The organism is Paenibacillus sp. FSL R7-0272 (genome assembly GCF_037969905.1).
GTDB classification, from domain to species: Bacteria; Bacillota; Bacilli; order Paenibacillales; family Paenibacillaceae; genus Paenibacillus; species Paenibacillus polysaccharolyticus.
The window spans coordinates 2,026,253-2,042,844 of sequence record NZ_CP150221.1; the positions used below are offsets into that span (position 1 = coordinate 2,026,253).

Below are 16,592 nucleotides of genomic sequence, written 5' to 3' on the forward strand. Positions count from 1 at the left end.
TAGAGCAATCCAAGGATATAAGTAGTTCACTATCCGTGGTGTATGCAACGCAATCAGACCTAAATTCTTATATTCAAGCATCACCGATAAATGATCTGACAAGTACAGTTTATGTGAGGGAGCATAATCGTGCACAGGGTAAATATGAGCTTCTGGAGGCCCCGCGCATCACGGTGAACCTGCAACCTGTTGCAGATGCAACCACTCGTAGTCAGCTCCGCTTACAGACAATCAATTTTGGGGATACACAGCGTATGATGATCGGCCGGGATGAATTGGAGCAATTCGAATCCTTTATTCATTTCGGAGATATAGACACGCGGATACCTGACCTGATGTACCTGGAAGAAGCCAAGCTAAAATTATATTACACAGGAACGATCACGCCAGGCGCATCCATTGAGCTGCATCAGCCTAATACCTTATGGCGAGAATATGGAATCACACATGCCAACAGGCCTCATTCCATTCAACGATTAACGTCAAGCTACAGCATAAATACAAGTGAGCGTTATGTTGAATTCGATATGATGGATATTCTAAAGATGCTGAGAAACGGCGAACTCCAAAATATTGGGATGATGATTCAATCTAGTGATTTGTCTCCAATCTATTTCAACACCCGTGAGTCTGCCAAGCCACCTGTGTTACAAATCAAGTATATTACTTCGCAGATTTACTCTATCGGACGTACAGAAAAAGAAAGCGAACTTTTTGTCTATGGAGTCGGACGTAAGGAACTCAAAACGACGTTATTTGTGCATAGTGATATCGGTTTTGCATGGCTGCAATCTAATTTATATGTACATCGTTATGAAGATCATATGCATCATGAAGCACCTGTCATTGTATCTGCGAGTCGTCCAGATCTGAATGCATCTATGGCTGTAGCTCATCGAACAGAAGCCAAGTTGTATTCAATCCTTTCGGTCATTGAAAGCACGGTGAGTGAGAGAGAAACGTCCGTTTGTGTCTCCAAGCCAGAAATCCCAGCCAAGCTCGTAGTCTCAATAAGTACGGAGACAGAGAGAGAGTTTGAATTATCAGTTAGGCAAATCAACGATGATGAAAGAGCGGCAAATCTTGCTGTATCTCATCCTGATTTGCCTGCTGCCCTAACGATTGATCCGAAGATGTCCTTGATAAGTGAGTTGACTGTATCCAGGGCTTATAATGCATATCTATGGAACGTTTTACACATTTCTAAACCTGAATTACATTCCGTCATAGAAGTTTCTAATTATATCAAAGCAAGCAAAACATTAGACTCGGAGTTAACCGTTATACGCAGTGCTGAAGCTGCAATAGCGTCGGAATTAGCGGTGAGCAGGCCGGATCTTGGCGGCGTGTTGTGGACCAGAGTACCGGATGAGGATGAAAAGCGCGGTATCATAGAAATTCCTTTTGTTGAAGAGATGATGTCGCACTTATTTGTATCCAGACCGGATATTCTTTCAAGCTTGGAAGTTAAATATTCGAATGATCTGAAAGCCCATATTGGTGTCAAGGAAAGAGAATACTTGGAGGGTTTCATTGAGGTTCGAGAATGGAAAGATCTGCAGTCCGTGGTTGATGTTAGACAAATTGCTGATCTGCCTGCTGAGATGATCGTTTCTAAACCTGATGTGTATGCGTGGATTCAACCGAGAGTTGTTGCTGATGAGGAATTAAACGCCGTTGCAAGCATTCGTAAACGGGATGCGAGTGACCGAGTAACGACCTTGATCGTTAAAGGGCCACGCAATCAGGCGTATTTCTATATTTTGTGACCTTTTATTTAGATGTCGTACCACAGCGTAGAGTGTTAATGAAAGAGGGCTTTTAGCCCTTTTTTTTTGCGTTAAACTAGGATGTCCACATATTCCGGCTGAGAGTGTTACCTACATCATGATTACCCACTTTTTGTTCATCACGGCAGGTGTCCACACGGCGATACGCCAAGAGGCATACAATTATCGTGATCTGTTGAAGAGGAGGTGGATCGTGAGATTATGGTGACGATGGAGCCGATTGTGGTGGGAGAGCATGTGCTCGTTGGGGTAGAAGTGAAACTTCCCAAAACGACACTGTTAACGATTAATACATCCAAAGGGTATATCATGTGCGGCGCCCTTGATGTGGGGTTATTAAATGAGAAGCTGGGCGATCGCAAGATTGTGGCCGCACGGGCTGTAGGTGTGCGAACACTGGAGCAACTGCTTCATGCACCAATGGAATCGGTGACGACTGAGGCAGAGGCTATGGGGATTACAGTAGGTATGACAGGTGTAGAAGCATTGTTAAAAATGATCTGAAGCACGTGCCGTTTTTCATTCGGCATCATAGAAATAGAACAGAGAAAAGGGGACGAAGTCGGAGGCATCCGTCTTGTCCCTTCTCCTTACAGACCCGCAGCAATGGCTGCTATGTGGGTTGTCTTATATATGTTTTTATTCCGCAAATAAAGCCGTGAGGTTCTCCTGGAAAGGCGCACGAACAATACCTTTTTCCGTAATAATTGCGGTAACATATTCATTTGGGGTTACGTCAAAGGCTGGATTAAACACCTTAACGCCCTGCGGTGCAGTACGCTTGCCAAATCCTTCAGTCACTTCTTCAGCAGCACGCTCTTCGATTGGAATCAGATCCCCGGACGTTGTGGACAAGTCGATGGTTGATAGTGGACTTGCTACATAAAAAGGAATATTATGCGCTTTGGCCAGTACAGCCAGGCTGTATGTACCAATTTTGTTGGCGACATCCCCGTTTGCTGCGACCCGATCCGTACCCACAATGACAGCTTGTACCCAACCTTTGGACATGACCATACCCGCCATGTTGTCACAGAGTAACGTTACGTCAATTCCGGCCTGTTGTAGCTCAAATGCAGTTAAACGAGCGCCCTGCAAGACGGGACGTGTCTCGTCAGCAAATACCTTCAGATGAATGCCACGCTCTTGAGCTAGATACATCGGAGCGGTTGCTGTACCGTATTTCGCTGTCGCCAGACCTCCTGCGTTACAGTGTGTAAGTACACCCATTCCATCCTCAAATAAAGGCAGGGCATGTTCACCGATCATGCGGCATACTTCTTCGTCTTCCTTCTGAATTAACAACGCTTCTGCTTCAAGCGCATCTGTGCTTTCATCCAGACTTAGACCAGCTTCTACGACTTGGTTAGCCTTTTGCATCATGCGATCTAATGCCCAAAACAGATTAACCGCTGTTGGACGTGATGTTGCCAAATGTGCACAGACGGATTTGACATGATCCAGCCAGCCTTGGATAGCGATGCCATCATAGGCTTTGGCTCCGAGCACTACGCCGAAGGCTGCTGCAATACCAATGGCAGGTGCGCCGCGTACTTTCATGGAATGGATGGACTCCCATACTTCTTCAGGAGTGTAAAGTTTCAGCATCAGAATCGTTTCGGGCAACAGACGCTGATCGAGCATTTCAAGCTTGTCCTTTTTCCAATTGAGCGAAGACAGAGGCTGATGTTCAGGGGTTGTCATGGATGTTCCTCCGTTCAATAATGTTAGACTTTAACCGTTGCGAGGGCAGAAGATACCAGATCTAGAACCTCACCGATTGTATTTACGTGCCGATTGTTCTTAATCAAGGCTTTACCAACGGCCAGTGCCTTGCGCTGTGCATGTTCACGTTCAGTAGCATCCGTAATGGTGTCGATATCAGCAACATGGGCAAGTCCTACGATGCGACGTACCATTTTAGCCCCGGCAAAACCAATCGTATCTCGAAATAGCTGCTGTACATACAGGTCTTGATAACCTGGCGTTTTAGCCATTGGGTCAACGAGAGCAGTAGTCCACAGTGCGCGGAAACGAGTATCGAATTCAGTCCAGACATCACGTACCATGTCCAGTAACTCTGTTTCACGTTTATTCCGCGTAGACTGATCCTGAAAACGGCCAGACAACGAAACATAATGAAGAAGCAGGTTCGCCAGCACGGCGCCTACGTCAAAACCCATCGGCCCATAGAAAGCAAACTCCGGATCAATGACTTTGGTCGACTCGGAAGTTACAAAAATACTGCCTGTATGCAAGTCCCCGTGAAGAAGGGCTTGTCCATGGGTCAGGAATTTTTCCCTGAGCAGGGCGATCTCCAAATGAAGTGCTTCGTCGGTACGAAGAGCTTTTGCTTCATCTTCAATCGCTGCTTCATAGTTGTTATTTTGTGCAATCCGATACGGTTCATCAAAGATCAGGTCTTCTGTTATTTTACATTGGTCAGGGTTGACGAATCGTCCCTGCTGTTCTTTCTTCTGTTGTTGGTTCATGCCGAGGTCTGAAGTGAAGAAGAGGGTTCTCGCCATAAACTCTCCGATATGCTGAGCGAAAAGAGGGTAGGAAGCTCCGTCAATCAGACCCTTGCGCATAATAACATGGTCACTTAAGTCCTCCATGACCGTTAATGCAAGATCATCGTCATAATGATACACTTCGGGCACCATTCCAGGGCACAGACGATATTCTTCCTGCAAAATTTCACGTTCAATGCGAGCACGTACGAGGGAAAGCGGCCAGGATTCGCCAACCACTTTCGCATAAGGAAGCGCCTGTTTGATAATGATACTTTTATCGGAGTTCTGATCCGTGATATGGAAAACGAGATTCAGGTTGCCGTCACCGATCTCACGACAATCCAGATTCGCATCTGCCGTAAATGGACCCGGTAAAGTTTTGGCTAATTCGATCGCTTCTTGTGGGGTTAAAGGATGATATTGAGTCAAAGGTGCCACCTCCATATATATGAAGAAACAGGAAAACCCACTTCTTTGCTTGGTTTATGACAGTATATCGGATAAAGCACGTTTTTTGAACTTTTTTTTGAGACAAGTCTGGGTTGTGGTGATTCGAAGATCAGGCTCACGGGTAAAAATGAATAGGCTGGACGGTTGAATAAAACCGCGCCCCATAACACTTCCGCGAAATTAGCGGGTTCTGAACTTGAACTCTCTGTCTTGCGTACAGGGGAACCTGAGATAACGTGGACAGACTACATTTTAAATTAAAGGATGGGATTGAATATGGCTACAAAAAACAAAACAGATCAAGCAAAATCCGTTGAACAAGTACTTAATCGTCAGGTGGCTAACCTGAACGTACTGTATGTCAAAATCCATAACTATCACTGGTATGTAAAAGGCCCGAACTTTTTCACACTGCATGTGAAATTTGAAGAGTTCTATAACGAAATTACAGTGCAAATGGATGAAATTGCTGAGCGTTTGCTTACACTGAAAGGCAGCCCTGCAGCAACGATGAAAGAATATCTCGAGATGGCTTCGATCCAGGAAGCTTCCGGTAAAGAAGATGCGAACGCTATGGTACAGAACCTGATTGAAGACTTCGCTACACTTTCCAATGAGTATCAGGAAGGTATTGATCTGGCCGATGCGGCTGAGGATCAGCCAACTGCTGATATGCTGACAGGCTTCAAAGCGGATTTGGAGAAACATATGTGGATGCTTCGTGCATACCTGGGCTAAACCGTTTCAGGACGGACTCAGATCCGTCTGTCTGTAACCCATTCGTGGTTGATGAGTTCATCCGTAAAGTGTTCAGTATTGCCTGCTAAAAGTTGTCAGATAAGTGTGAAGCGTCTATACTGCTGTCAAGAGTGACAGGGGAGGACGAACACAATGTTAAACACAGGAGCGATACCGGCATTAAAAGAATGGGCTTCTGCAATTCAAGCTCTGGAAAACGGTCGCCAGATTATGGTGATGCGTAAAGGCGGGATTGTAGAGGAAACGAAACATTTTGAGTTGAAAAGTCCAGCGTTTTACCTGTATCCGACTTATGAACATCAGCGTAAAGAACTGATCAAGTCCTCGGATCAATCCTATGTTGAAGAGTCGCTGGCCGAATGGGTGCCTGAAGCTTCAACCGTCCGTATTACATCGTATGCTGAAGTAACACAGGATTTGGAGATTCGAGATCAGGAGATGCTGGATCGACTTCTGGAATATCATATGTGGACAGCGGATTTTGCCGAATCCCGTTTGAAGTGGAAAAAGAAAGATCCGCTCCACGTGTTGATTTTACGTGTGTACCGTTTGCAGGAACCGATGGAAATTCCCGTATTGCCAGAATATAACGGTTGCCGTTCATGGATTTCCATTCCGAATGGTTTGGTGCCGCGCGAAATGACGCCGGTGCTGAACGTTGCGGATTTTGCCGACCAGGTACAGAAGATTAACGAGACACTCAGAATGTAATCTTTTTTATGTGCAAAAACTTGTGTAAATAAAGTGTAAAGGACTTGTCCGGAAATGGATAAGTCCTTTTTAATTTTGGTGTGCAAGCTGAACAAACTGTGAAATTTGTGATTTATATCACTGTCCGGCAGATGAAAAGTTGTTTTCTAATTTGATTCAAACAGTCATTTATTATAGAATCATAAGGAATGAAGTTTCCTGAGAAGGACAAGAATTAATAGGAAATGACTTGATAATCATTGAGAATCAGTTTAGAATTATTCTAAAGTGATTGTTGCTCTACAGCATGTGAAGAAAGTATGCCTGAGAGTGGCAAGAAGAAATTGCTTTACAGATGTATGATGAAACAGAGAAAGTCAGGGGAAGCCCTGTTCAGATATAATAGGCGCTTTTTCGTTTTCGACAGTAAACATCAATTTAATCAATGGAGGGAAACAATACACATGACTACGAATTTCGTCATTGAAGGTCTGAAAGCGACCATTGAAGGTAAAGAAATCCTGAAAGGCATCAACTTGGAAATGAAAGGTGGAGAAATCCACGCGATCATGGGACCGAACGGAACAGGTAAATCCACGTTGGCTTCTGCCTTGATGGGACACCCTAAATATGAAGTAACAGACGGTACAGTCACTCTCGATGGTGAAAATGTACTGGATATGGCTGTAGATGAGCGCGCACGTGCTGGTCTGTTCCTGGCTATGCAATACCCGAGCGAAATCGCGGGTGTAACTAACTCCGACTTCTTGCGTAGTGCAATCAACGCTCGTCGCGGTGAAGGTAACGAAATTTCCCTTATCAAGTTCATCCGTCAAATGGAAGGTAAAATGAAAGAACTCGATATGAACCCTGAGTTTGCACATCGTTACCTGAATGAAGGTTTCTCCGGTGGTGAGAAAAAACGGAATGAAATTCTGCAAATGATGCTGCTTGATCCTAAAATCGTCGTACTTGACGAGATCGACTCCGGTCTGGACATCGATGCTTTGAAGATTGTTGCAGAAGGTGTAAATGCAATGAAGAGCGAAGATCGCGGCTTCTTGATTATCACGCACTATCAACGCCTGCTTAACTACATCACTCCAGACTACGTACACGTAATGATGCAAGGTCGCATCGTGAAATCCGGTGGACCTGAGCTGGCTCAACGTCTCGAGGCTGAAGGTTATGATTGGGTAAAAGCGGAACTGGGAATTACAGACGAAACTGTAGGTCAAGAAGCGTAAGGACAAAACGGAGGAGGATAATAAATGACTACACAAACAATTCTTCCGGTTGAATCTGAAGCGCTTCGCGCCTTGTCGGAAAGTAACAATGAACCCGGCTGGTTGACTGAGCAGCGGCTCGAAGCTTTGAAGCTTGCGAGTGAGCTGGCGCTTCCCAAACTGGAAAAACAAAAAATTGAACGCTGGAGTATCAGCGAGTACGGCACATATAAAGCAGACGCAGCAATTTCTTCCCTGGAAGAAGTACCTTCATCCATCAAAGAGCTGGTTCAGGATCAAGCTGAAGGAAGCCTGGTAATCCAACGTAACTCTGGTGCAGTATATTCCAAATTGTCTGCTGATCTGGCAGCACAAGGTGTCATCTTCACGGATTTGGCTACTGCTGTTCGTGAACATGCTGATCTAGTCAAGCCTTATCTGAACACAGCGGTCAAAGCCGATGAACATTCCATTGCCGCATTGCATGCAGCGTTGTGGAATGGCGGGGTGTTCCTGTATGTTCCGAAAAACGTGAACATTGAAGTTCCACTGCAAGCAGTATTGCTTACAGACGATGCTTCCGCAACATTTGCGCCTCACGTACTCGTTGTTGCCGAAGCAAACAGCTCGGTTACTTACGTAGATAACTACGTGTCTGGTGAGCTCTCTGCACCGGTATTCCATAACGGAGTTGTGGAAGTATTCGTAAAATCGGGTGCAAAAGTGCGCTTTGCAACGGTTCACCAACTGAACGTTAACGTAACGGATGTATCCTTCCGCCGTGCTGTTCTGGAAAATGACAGCTCCATTGAATGGATCGTTGGCGAAATGAACAATGGTGATACGGCAAGCAACACGATGAGTGTTTTGAAGGGGAATGGGTCCACTTCGGATTCCAAAGTGATTGCTGTTGGTTCCGGTTCACAGAAGATTAACTACACAACTGAAGCACGTCACTTCGGTAAAAATACGCCAAGCCAAATGATCACACGTGCGGTTATGCGTGAAGAGGCTTCGGCAATCATCAACGGTATCACGAAAATCGAGAAAGGCGCTACAAGAGCCGACGGACAGCAAACCGAGAAAGTATTGATGCTGAGTCCTAAAGCACGCGGAGACGCCAACCCGATCCTACTGATTGATGAGGATGATGTAACAGCAGGTCACGCGGCTTCTGTAGGTCAAGTGAATGCGGAGCAAATCCATTACTTGATGTCTCGCGGGATTAACCGTACGGATGCGGAGCGCCTGATCATTTATGGCTTCCTTGCTCCGGTGGTGGCGGATATTCCTTTGGAAGCACTGCGTACCCAATTGCAGTCCCTGATTGAGAAGAAGCTGGGACAATGAACCCATCCATTCGCGAGCAGTTCCCGATCCTCCACCAGGAAATCAATGGACACCCGCTCGTATATCTAGACAGTGCTGCGACTTCGCAAAAGCCTCGTGCTGTGATTGACGCGGTTAAACATTATTATGAATATGAAAACTCCAATGTGCATCGCGGTGTGCATACACTTGGAAGCCGGGCAACGGACGCTTATGAAGGCGCTCGTGAGAAGGTTGCCAAGTTTATCAATGCTCGTCGCACGCAGGAGATCATCTTCACACGCGGCACAACGACAGCCCTGAATTTGGTGGCTTCATCTTATGCTCGTGCCAACTGTAAAGAAGGCGATGAAATTGTTCTTACACAGATGGAGCATCATAGTAACCTGATCCCTTGGCAACAAGTCGCCAAGGAGACAGGGGCCACATTGAAATACATTCCGCTACAGCCAGACGGCCATATTGAGTTGTCTGATGTGGAGCAAACAATCACGAACAAAACTAAAGTTGTCGCGATTGCCTATGTATCTAATGTGATGGGACTCGTGCATCCCGTTAAACAGATCGCTGAAATCGCCCATCGCAATGGTGCAGTTATTGTTGTGGATGGCGCACAAAGCACACCGCATATGAAGGTGGATGTGCAAGATCTGGATTGTGATTTCTATGCTCTGTCCGGTCACAAAATGTGCGGACCAACCGGTATCGGTGCACTCTACGGCAAAAAGGCGCTGCTGGAGTCCATGGAACCAATTGAGTTCGGCGGTGAGATGATTAATGATGTGGGATTGTACGACTCCAACTGGAAAGAACTTCCTTGGAAATTTGAAGGCGGAACCCCGATTATTGCGGGAGCAGTAGGATTGGGCGCTGCCATTGATTTCTTGGAGCAGATCGGCATGGATGAAATTGCTCATCATGAAGGTGTACTGGCCGCTTACGCAACGGAACGCCTGTCAGAGATTGATGGACTCAGCATCTATGGACCAGCTAAACGTCACGTTGGTGTAGTTACCTTTAACTTGGGAGATGTACATCCACATGATGTCGCTACCGTGCTGGATGCGAGCGGTATAGCGATTCGTGCAGGACACCACTGCTGCCAACCGCTGATGCGCTGGCTTGAAGTAAGCTCTACGGCTCGTGCGAGCTTTTATCTATACAATAACGAACAAGATGTAGATCGGCTTGTCAGCGCCTTAATCCAGACAAAGGAGTATTTTGGCGATGCAACTTGATGATCTGTACCGACGTGTTATAATGGACCATTACAAAAACCCGCGTAACCGCGGAACGTTTGACAATGACGTCGTCACGGTGAATTTGAACAATCCAACGTGCGGCGACCGGATTTCACTGCAGCTGATGCTGAATGACGGAATCGTTCAGGAAGCCAAGTATACGGGAGAAGGCTGTTCAATCAGCATGTCTTCGGCATCGATGATGACTGAGGCTGTCAAAGGCAAGACGATTGAACAGGCGCTCGATCTGGCTAACCGTTTCTCCTCATTGATGCAAGGGGAAGAAGTCGATTTCGATGATTATGAAGATCTCGAAGCCCTATCCGGTGTGAACAAGTTCCCTGCACGCATCAAATGTGCCACTCTGGCCTGGAATGCATTACGCAAAGGAATTGACGAAGAGGACAATGTACAATAACGATAGGGAGGTCGAGCAAGATGGCTAAAAAAGCACCAGAAATGGAAGAGTATAAATATGGTTTTCGCGATGAGCATAAATCCATCTTTCAAACCGGCAAAGGTCTGACAGCGGAAGTTGTAACGGAAATTTCTAAAATCAAAAACGAACCGGAGTGGATGCTGGAATTCCGTTTGAAATCCTTGAAACAGTTTGAGAAGATGGCAATGCCTAAATGGGGCGGCGATCTGGATGGACTGGATTTCAATGATATTCAATACTATGTTCGTCCTTCGGAAAAGCAAGGAAAAACATGGGAAGAAGTTCCTTCCGAAATCAAAGAAACATTTGATAAACTGGGTATTCCAGAAGCGGAGCAAAAGTTCCTTGCTGGAGTATCGGCTCAGTATGAGTCCGAGGTTGTATACCACAATATGCAGAAGGAACTGGAAGACCAAGGCGTAATCTTCATGGATACCGATACGGCTCTGAGAGAGCACCCGGAAATTCTGCGTGAATATTTTGCTACTGTTATTCCGCCAGCAGATAACAAATTTGCTGCGCTGAACAGTGCGGTATGGTCCGGAGGGAGCTTCATCTACGTACCAAAAGGCGTAAAATGTGAAGTGCCTCTGCAAGCATATTTCCGGATTAACTCCGAAAATATGGGCCAATTCGAGCGTACATTGATCATTGCAGACGAAGACAGCTTCGTTCACTATGTAGAGGGCTGTACTGCTCCAATTTACAGCACAAATTCCCTGCACAGTGCGGTAGTTGAGATCATCTGTAAGAAAAATGCCCGCGTTCGTTACACAACGATCCAAAACTGGGCACCAAACATCTACAACCTCGTTACCAAACGTGCGGTTGCTGAAGAGAACGCAACGATGGAATGGGTCGATGGTAACATCGGTTCCAAACTGACGATGAAATATCCTGCAGTTGTACTGAAAGGCCGTGGAGCTAAAGGTTCCGTTCTGTCCATCGCTGTTGCAGGCAAAAACCAGCACCAGGATGCAGGCGCGAAAATGATTCACTTGGCTCCGGATACAACTTCAACGATTGTATCCAAATCGATTAGTAAACATGGTGGTAAAGTAACGTACCGTGGTCTGGCTTCCTTTGGACGCCAAGCTGAGGGCGCGAAATCCAACATCAAATGTGATACCCTCATTCTCGATAATGAGTCCACATCGGATACAATTCCTTACAACGAAATCATGAATGATAACATCATGCTGGAGCATGAAGCAACGGTTTCCAAAGTGTCCGAAGATCAACTCTTCTACCTGATGAGCCGTGGTCTGACTGAAGCTGAAGCTACACAGATGATCATCATGGGCTTCATTGAGCCGTTCACGAAAGAATTGCCAATGGAGTATGCGGTTGAGATGAATCGTCTCATCAAGTTCGAGATGGAAGGTTCCATCGGTTAAGACATATGTACTGAAAAAAGACGAACCGTCATGGTTCGTCTTTTTTCTTATGCCATAAAGAGAGTAATCTTTTTGATTGAACATGTAAAAATAAGACTAATAGCACAGGCCAATTCATAGAGTTAAGCATTTAATGGTAGAAAAAGGATGTGAGTCTATGAATGCAAACCCTTTCGAAGGGTATCGGATTACTAGTTCATTCGGCTATCGAATTCATCCTACACATGGAGGCCAGACCTTTCATCGAGGGGTAGACCTGGTCACCGAGCCTTGGAATGGGCCTGTATCTGCTTTTCTTGAAGGAACGGTACGTTTTGCAACGGAAGGACGCACAGGCTCCGGTTTTGGCGGTTACGGGCTTACTGTGGCGCTGGAGGATCATCGTGGATACTTGCATTGTTACGGCCATCTCTCTCGAATTGCCGTTAAGGTTGGTCAGCGAGTGAGGAAAGGACAACTAATCGGTTACCAAGGCAGTACTGGACAGAGCACGGGGCCCCATGTGCATTATGAGATTCGAAAAACAAGCTCGCCCTCGTACGGGTATACTGCAAGTGAAGATGGTGTTGTGGAACCAACGGCGTATTTGTTAAACGAATACGGAACGATCTCTCAGGAGGAGGGTCCGCCAATGACAAGTCAGGAAAAGCAGTTGTTCACGCTTATGCAGAAGCAATTAGAGCTTCAAGGAAGCTGGATTCAAGAACAAAAGCGATTATCCAACATGAGTTGCCCTGACTGGGCGCAGGAGGCACTGGCTTATTATCGTCCCTATATTCAGGATGACACAGGAAGTTATGACTTTTGGAGAATACTTGTGATCATGTATCGGAAGGAAACGGGAATACTGGTGCCAAAAGAGGATTGAAACTTGAAGAGCAAGGTTGGTATTAGAGCGAAGGCCATTATAGGAGCGATGGCCAGTATAAGGGCATACCACTCATATCTTATGGGCTATGAACCAAATTGCGAAGAATGCCGTTTAGCCCAGTTCCTCTGGCAGGGAAGCGTCATATGTTAGGGTATACCTGATAAAGAGGAGGCAATCACATGAGCGAAGTAGGTTACGGCTGTAAAGGCAACGTTGGTGGTGTAGGCGGTGTAGGTGGATACAATCCATGTACTTCGGTTGGCGCGATCTTGGTACTGTTCATCCTGTTGGTTATCATCACAAAAGCATTCTGTGTGTAACTCCATCGACCGAATATAAGCAAGAGGGATCAAAGGAAGCTCATTCGAGCTTCCTTTGATCCCTCTTTTCTCTTCACGCGTATTTATTGGACGTAAATCTCAACAATGGCAATATCTCTTTCTTTCGCTAAATCGATAAAGGCCGTAGAGGTCTGAACGAGTGGGCGGAAGTAGTCAGCTGGATTGTTCATTACAATGACACCAGTTTGTCCTGTTGTGAGAAGTACTTTTTTACCAATAAAATTCGGAAGCATATGTTTGATCAGCTCTTGGGTGGCTTCACCATTTAACTGACCAAAACTGAGGCTGTATAGCTCGCATAGAACAGAAATTAGCTCCTGTTTGGTCTGATACACCCGATTTGTTGTCATAGCGCTGTAAACGTCGGCTACAGCAGTTATACGAGCATAAGGATGAATCTCATCTCCTCGCAAACCATGCGGATAACCACTGCCATCCTCACGCTCATGATGTTGAAGAGCAACCATGGCGATGATTTCGTCCTCTGTTGAAGCTTTGATAATATCGTAACCATAAAAGGTATGTTTTTTCATTTCTGCGAATTCTTCTGTCGTTAGTTTGCCTGGTTTATGTAAGATTTCAGAAGGAATCTTGGACTTGCCAATATCATGAAGATATCCTGCCTTGGCTACCGTAATACATTCATCCGGGCTATAACCCATCCACCCAGCAATATAAAAGGCGAGCATGCCAACCTGTAAGGAATGATTGTAGGTGTAGTCAATGTCTCCATCCAGCATAAGTAACAGGGAGACAACATCCTTTTGTTTTTCAAGCTGTCCCGTTAAGGTGCCTAATATTTCGTCAACCTGTGATTCATCAATAAAGCCTTTTTCTATGGCTTGTTCGAACAGAGATTCTGTGCCTTTGATCGTGTCGTTAAACAGATTGGTTAACAGACGGGTCTGATCGGAAGGCAAGTTTTGTTCATTAGAGTGAAGGTCGGATGATTGTTCTACATCTGCGAAATCAATTCCATGCTGCAGCAGCTTAGATATATCATCTTCGCTGAGAACGGAACCTTTCATCAGCATGTGGAGACCTGAAGTATTGTAGATATCATTTTTTAGCAGGTCGCCGGGTTTAAGATCTGTAACATGCACTCTCACGTATAAACCACCTTTTCCTCGACTAATATCGACACATATCATTATAATAACAAGAAAAAAATGGGTTGACAACGACTTATTTACTGTTTATGCGCCTCTGTAAACAGCGAATAGACTCATTTTTTCTCGTCCATGGGGTTCCAGGGTCCTAGTTGATGGCCTTTCCATTCTGATCCGTCTTCCCAAATTTCTTTTTTCCAGATTGGTACGGTTTGCTTCAGTCTTTCAATAGCGTAACGGCTTGCATCATAACAATCGCTGCGATGAGGCGAGGATACCGCGATAACGACACTGATTTCGGCAACGTCAACTTTGCCGATTCGATGACTTATCGCACAAAGTACACCTGGCCAGCGTTCTGCTATCTCCTTGCCGATCGCAGCCATGTGGGACAGCGCCATGGGGACGTATGCCTCGTATTCCAGATGAACCGTACGCTGTTCACCAGTCATTTCCCGTGTCGTGCCTACAAAAGTTAACGCAGCGCCATGATTAGCCGTAATGACCATGTCGGTCGTTGCCTCCACGGACAAGGGCGCATTGGTAATCAGAAACAGGCCGTCTTCAGTGCGATGCTCTTGTGTATAAGGGTGATCCTCATCTTGGTTCGTCGAACCGTCACCTCCAGATACAGGAGGGATCAAAGCCAATTCATCATCCGTCTTAAGTAATGTATCGGCAGGAGCGTATCTCTGGTTAACTGCTAAAAATGATGAACGAATCTGTGTGGCAGCCTCAGGATAAGCCTGGCTCAATTGTTCTTTAAGCATAGCAGCTGTAGGCGTATCACCATCATACTCAAATTCAAGTTGGGATGTATTTAAACGTTCTGCAATACCTGCAAATAGTTGAATTGTCAATTTCATGGAATGAATCTCTCCTTTTTGATCTCTAAACCCTATAAATATATCATAACGACGTAGAAAATGTTATGCTTATCCATTAGAAGAATGTACGTTTAATGAACGGCAGGGGAGGCAGTGTAATGCGCAGCAGCGAGAAGCAAACATTAACCATTCTGCACACCAATGATATACACAGTCATTTCGGCTCTATGAGTGCGATCGCTGCTATGATCAATGAAGAACGTGCCCAAGGTGGACATCTGCTTGTCCTCGATATTGGAGACCATATGGATCGAATGGCTGTTGAAACGGAAGGCACACTCGGAATGGCCAACGTAGATGTGCTCAATCTGACAGGTTATGATGCCATTACGATTGGAAATAATGAGGGGCTAACCTTTACGCCAGACCAACTCGCTCAGTCCTATACGGGACTCCTATGTCCGATTGTGTGCGGCAATGTGGTAGAACAGGATACAGGGCGTCCTCCAGCCTGGATGAAACCTTGGATTATTGTCGAAAAAGGACCATTTCGCATTGGTCTGCTAGGAGCAACAGCCCCGTTTAACACCTTCTATGAACTGTTAGGCTGGCAAGTGACGGACCCTGTAGAAACTTTAAGAGATCAGGTTGAGGTACTGCGTGAGCAAGTGGACGTGATCGTTGTTTTATCTCATCTGGGTCTTTCAACGGACAAAAGACTGGCGGAACAGGTTGAGGGCATTGATGTTGTCCTGGGCGGACACACCCATCATGTGCTGGAGGAACCCTTGCTGATTGGCAATACCGTGCTGGGAGCGGCAGGTAAATTCGGACAATGGCTCGGTAGAGTTGTGCTGGAAAGAGCAGGCCAAGCAGAGCCTGTGCAACTGGTGAGCAGCGGTTGTGTGCCAGTACACAGTAACATGCTGGAAGAGCAGGTGTCTCTGGCAATTGCTACGAATAGTAAGGAAGCTGAACGATTGCTGGATCAGACGGCCGTGATCACGGATCGAACCTTGCCCGTTTATTACGAGCGGGAATCTCCTTTTGCTATCTTGCTTGCACAAGCTGTACGGCACTTTACAAAAGCGGAAATATCACTTGTGAATGCGGGCCAGTTACTCGGAAACCTGCCACAAGGCGACATTACGAAAGGAATGTTACATTCCCTATGTCCATCTCCAATAAATGCTTGTACAATATGTTTGAATGGTGATCAGATTCGTGAAGCGCTTGAACAGTCACTGTTGGAGGAATTCTTCTCTAAACCCATCGTGGGATTTGGCTTTCGGGGACGTATTCTCGGGACGTTATGTGTAGATGGAATAGAGGTTCTTTACGACCCTAGTGCGCAAGCATATGATAAGATCCAATCCATTTATGTGAACGGTATACCTATGGATGGGAAGCGTGAATATGTGGTTGGAACGCTTGATATGTTTACGTTTAATGTGGGATATCCTTCTTTGGCTCAAGGAAGCAATATACAATATCACCTTCCGGAATTTATACGGGATTTGCTGGAAGAAGAATTAAAACGACCAGGGGCGCTGGAGGAGAGCCTGCGTAACCGCTGGTTATCAAGCTAAAAGCCAGAAGCTAGAAGC

16 protein-coding genes are annotated in these 16,592 nt (G+C 45.8%); 12 read left to right on the top strand and 4 right to left on the bottom strand.

The genetic code is table 11. From position 1 onward, the window contains the following. Nucleotides 1-113 precede the first annotated feature (113 nt). Both MKY23_RS09105 and MKY23_RS09110 read left to right on the top strand, forming a co-directional pair. Nucleotides 114-1,769, top strand: a complete 1,656-nt coding sequence (locus MKY23_RS09105) for a DNRLRE domain-containing protein (RefSeq protein WP_339837384.1) — start codon at nucleotides 114-116, stop codon at nucleotides 1,767-1,769. Between the two features lie 222 nt (nucleotides 1,770-1,991). Beyond that, on the top strand, nucleotides 1,992-2,294 hold the full coding sequence (locus MKY23_RS09110; protein WP_090920088.1) for a DUF1805 domain-containing protein: 303 nt from the start codon (nucleotides 1,992-1,994) through the stop codon (nucleotides 2,292-2,294). 135 nt (nucleotides 2,295-2,429) lie between these two features. Here the strand turns inward: MKY23_RS09110 and mtnA are convergent, their stop codons facing one another. Beyond that, nucleotides 2,430-3,494 carry an S-methyl-5-thioribose-1-phosphate isomerase gene (gene mtnA / locus MKY23_RS09115; protein WP_339837389.1) on the bottom strand — a complete coding sequence of 355 codons (1,065 nt, stop codon included), beginning with the start codon at nucleotides 3,492-3,494 and terminating at the stop codon, nucleotides 2,430-2,432. Nucleotides 3,495-3,517: 23 nt separating this feature from the next. Continuing rightward, nucleotides 3,518-4,735 (bottom strand): S-methyl-5-thioribose kinase, encoded by a 1,218-nt coding sequence (gene mtnK / locus MKY23_RS09120; protein ID WP_339837392.1) that lies wholly within the window; start codon nucleotides 4,733-4,735, stop codon nucleotides 3,518-3,520. Nucleotides 4,736-5,032: 297 nt separating this feature from the next. Here mtnK and MKY23_RS09125 point away from each other — a divergent pair, with 297 nt between their 5' ends. The 9 genes from MKY23_RS09125 (at nucleotide 5,033) to MKY23_RS09165 (ending at nucleotide 13,028) form a co-directional block, all read left to right on the top strand. After that, the gene (locus MKY23_RS09125; protein ID WP_090920097.1) at nucleotides 5,033-5,494 is read left to right on the top strand and encodes a Dps family protein; all 462 of its coding nucleotides are present in this window, start codon (nucleotides 5,033-5,035) and stop codon (nucleotides 5,492-5,494) included. 153 nt (nucleotides 5,495-5,647) lie between these two features. After that, a complete protein-coding gene (locus MKY23_RS09130) occupies nucleotides 5,648-6,226 on the top strand; it encodes a DUF1802 family protein (RefSeq protein ID WP_339837397.1) in 579 nt (192 codons plus the stop codon). Between the two features lie 443 nt (nucleotides 6,227-6,669). Further along, a complete protein-coding gene (sufC, locus tag MKY23_RS09135; protein WP_339837400.1) occupies nucleotides 6,670-7,452 on the top strand; it encodes a Fe-S cluster assembly ATPase SufC in 783 nt (260 codons plus the stop codon). A gap of 24 nt (nucleotides 7,453-7,476) precedes the next feature. Next, a complete protein-coding gene (sufD, locus tag MKY23_RS09140; RefSeq protein WP_090920106.1) occupies nucleotides 7,477-8,781 on the top strand; it encodes a Fe-S cluster assembly protein SufD in 1,305 nt (434 codons plus the stop codon). Further along, on the top strand, nucleotides 8,778-9,998 hold the full coding sequence (locus MKY23_RS09145; protein ID WP_090920108.1) for a cysteine desulfurase: 1,221 nt from the start codon (nucleotides 8,778-8,780) through the stop codon (nucleotides 9,996-9,998). Before sufD ends, MKY23_RS09145 begins: the two co-directional genes overlap by 4 nt. Continuing rightward, nucleotides 9,988-10,419: a Fe-S cluster assembly sulfur transfer protein SufU gene (sufU, locus tag MKY23_RS09150; protein ID WP_090920111.1), complete on the top strand. Its 432-nt coding sequence runs from the start codon at nucleotides 9,988-9,990 to the stop codon at nucleotides 10,417-10,419. Before MKY23_RS09145 ends, sufU begins: the two co-directional genes overlap by 11 nt. A 20-nt stretch (nucleotides 10,420-10,439) precedes the next feature. Beyond that, the gene (sufB, locus tag MKY23_RS09155) at nucleotides 10,440-11,837 is read left to right on the top strand and encodes a Fe-S cluster assembly protein SufB (RefSeq protein ID WP_090920114.1); all 1,398 of its coding nucleotides are present in this window, start codon (nucleotides 10,440-10,442) and stop codon (nucleotides 11,835-11,837) included. A gap of 157 nt (nucleotides 11,838-11,994) precedes the next feature. Continuing rightward, the gene (locus MKY23_RS09160) at nucleotides 11,995-12,705 is read left to right on the top strand and encodes a M23 family metallopeptidase (RefSeq protein ID WP_339837407.1); all 711 of its coding nucleotides are present in this window, start codon (nucleotides 11,995-11,997) and stop codon (nucleotides 12,703-12,705) included. A 182-nt stretch (nucleotides 12,706-12,887) separates the two neighbouring features. Next, complete coding sequence (locus MKY23_RS09165) at nucleotides 12,888-13,028, top strand: hypothetical protein (protein WP_167375722.1); 141 nt, start codon at nucleotides 12,888-12,890, stop codon at nucleotides 13,026-13,028. Between the two features lie 83 nt (nucleotides 13,029-13,111). Here MKY23_RS09165 and MKY23_RS09170 read toward each other — a convergent pair whose 3' ends face one another. Together MKY23_RS09170 and MKY23_RS09175 are read right to left on the bottom strand one after the other, a co-directional pair. Further along, nucleotides 13,112-14,158, bottom strand: a complete 1,047-nt coding sequence (locus MKY23_RS09170) for an HD-GYP domain-containing protein (protein ID WP_090920120.1) — start codon at nucleotides 14,156-14,158, stop codon at nucleotides 13,112-13,114. Between the two features lie 116 nt (nucleotides 14,159-14,274). Then, nucleotides 14,275-15,024, bottom strand: coding sequence for a molybdenum cofactor biosynthesis protein MoaE (locus MKY23_RS09175; protein WP_154958201.1), 750 nt, complete (start codon nucleotides 15,022-15,024; stop codon nucleotides 14,275-14,277). 119 nt (nucleotides 15,025-15,143) lie between these two features. On the opposite strand from MKY23_RS09175, the gene MKY23_RS09180 reads away from it, so the two are divergent. Next, a complete protein-coding gene (locus tag MKY23_RS09180) occupies nucleotides 15,144-16,574 on the top strand; it encodes a bifunctional UDP-sugar hydrolase/5'-nucleotidase (RefSeq protein ID WP_339837413.1) in 1,431 nt (476 codons plus the stop codon). Nucleotides 16,575-16,592: the final 18 nt, after the last annotated feature.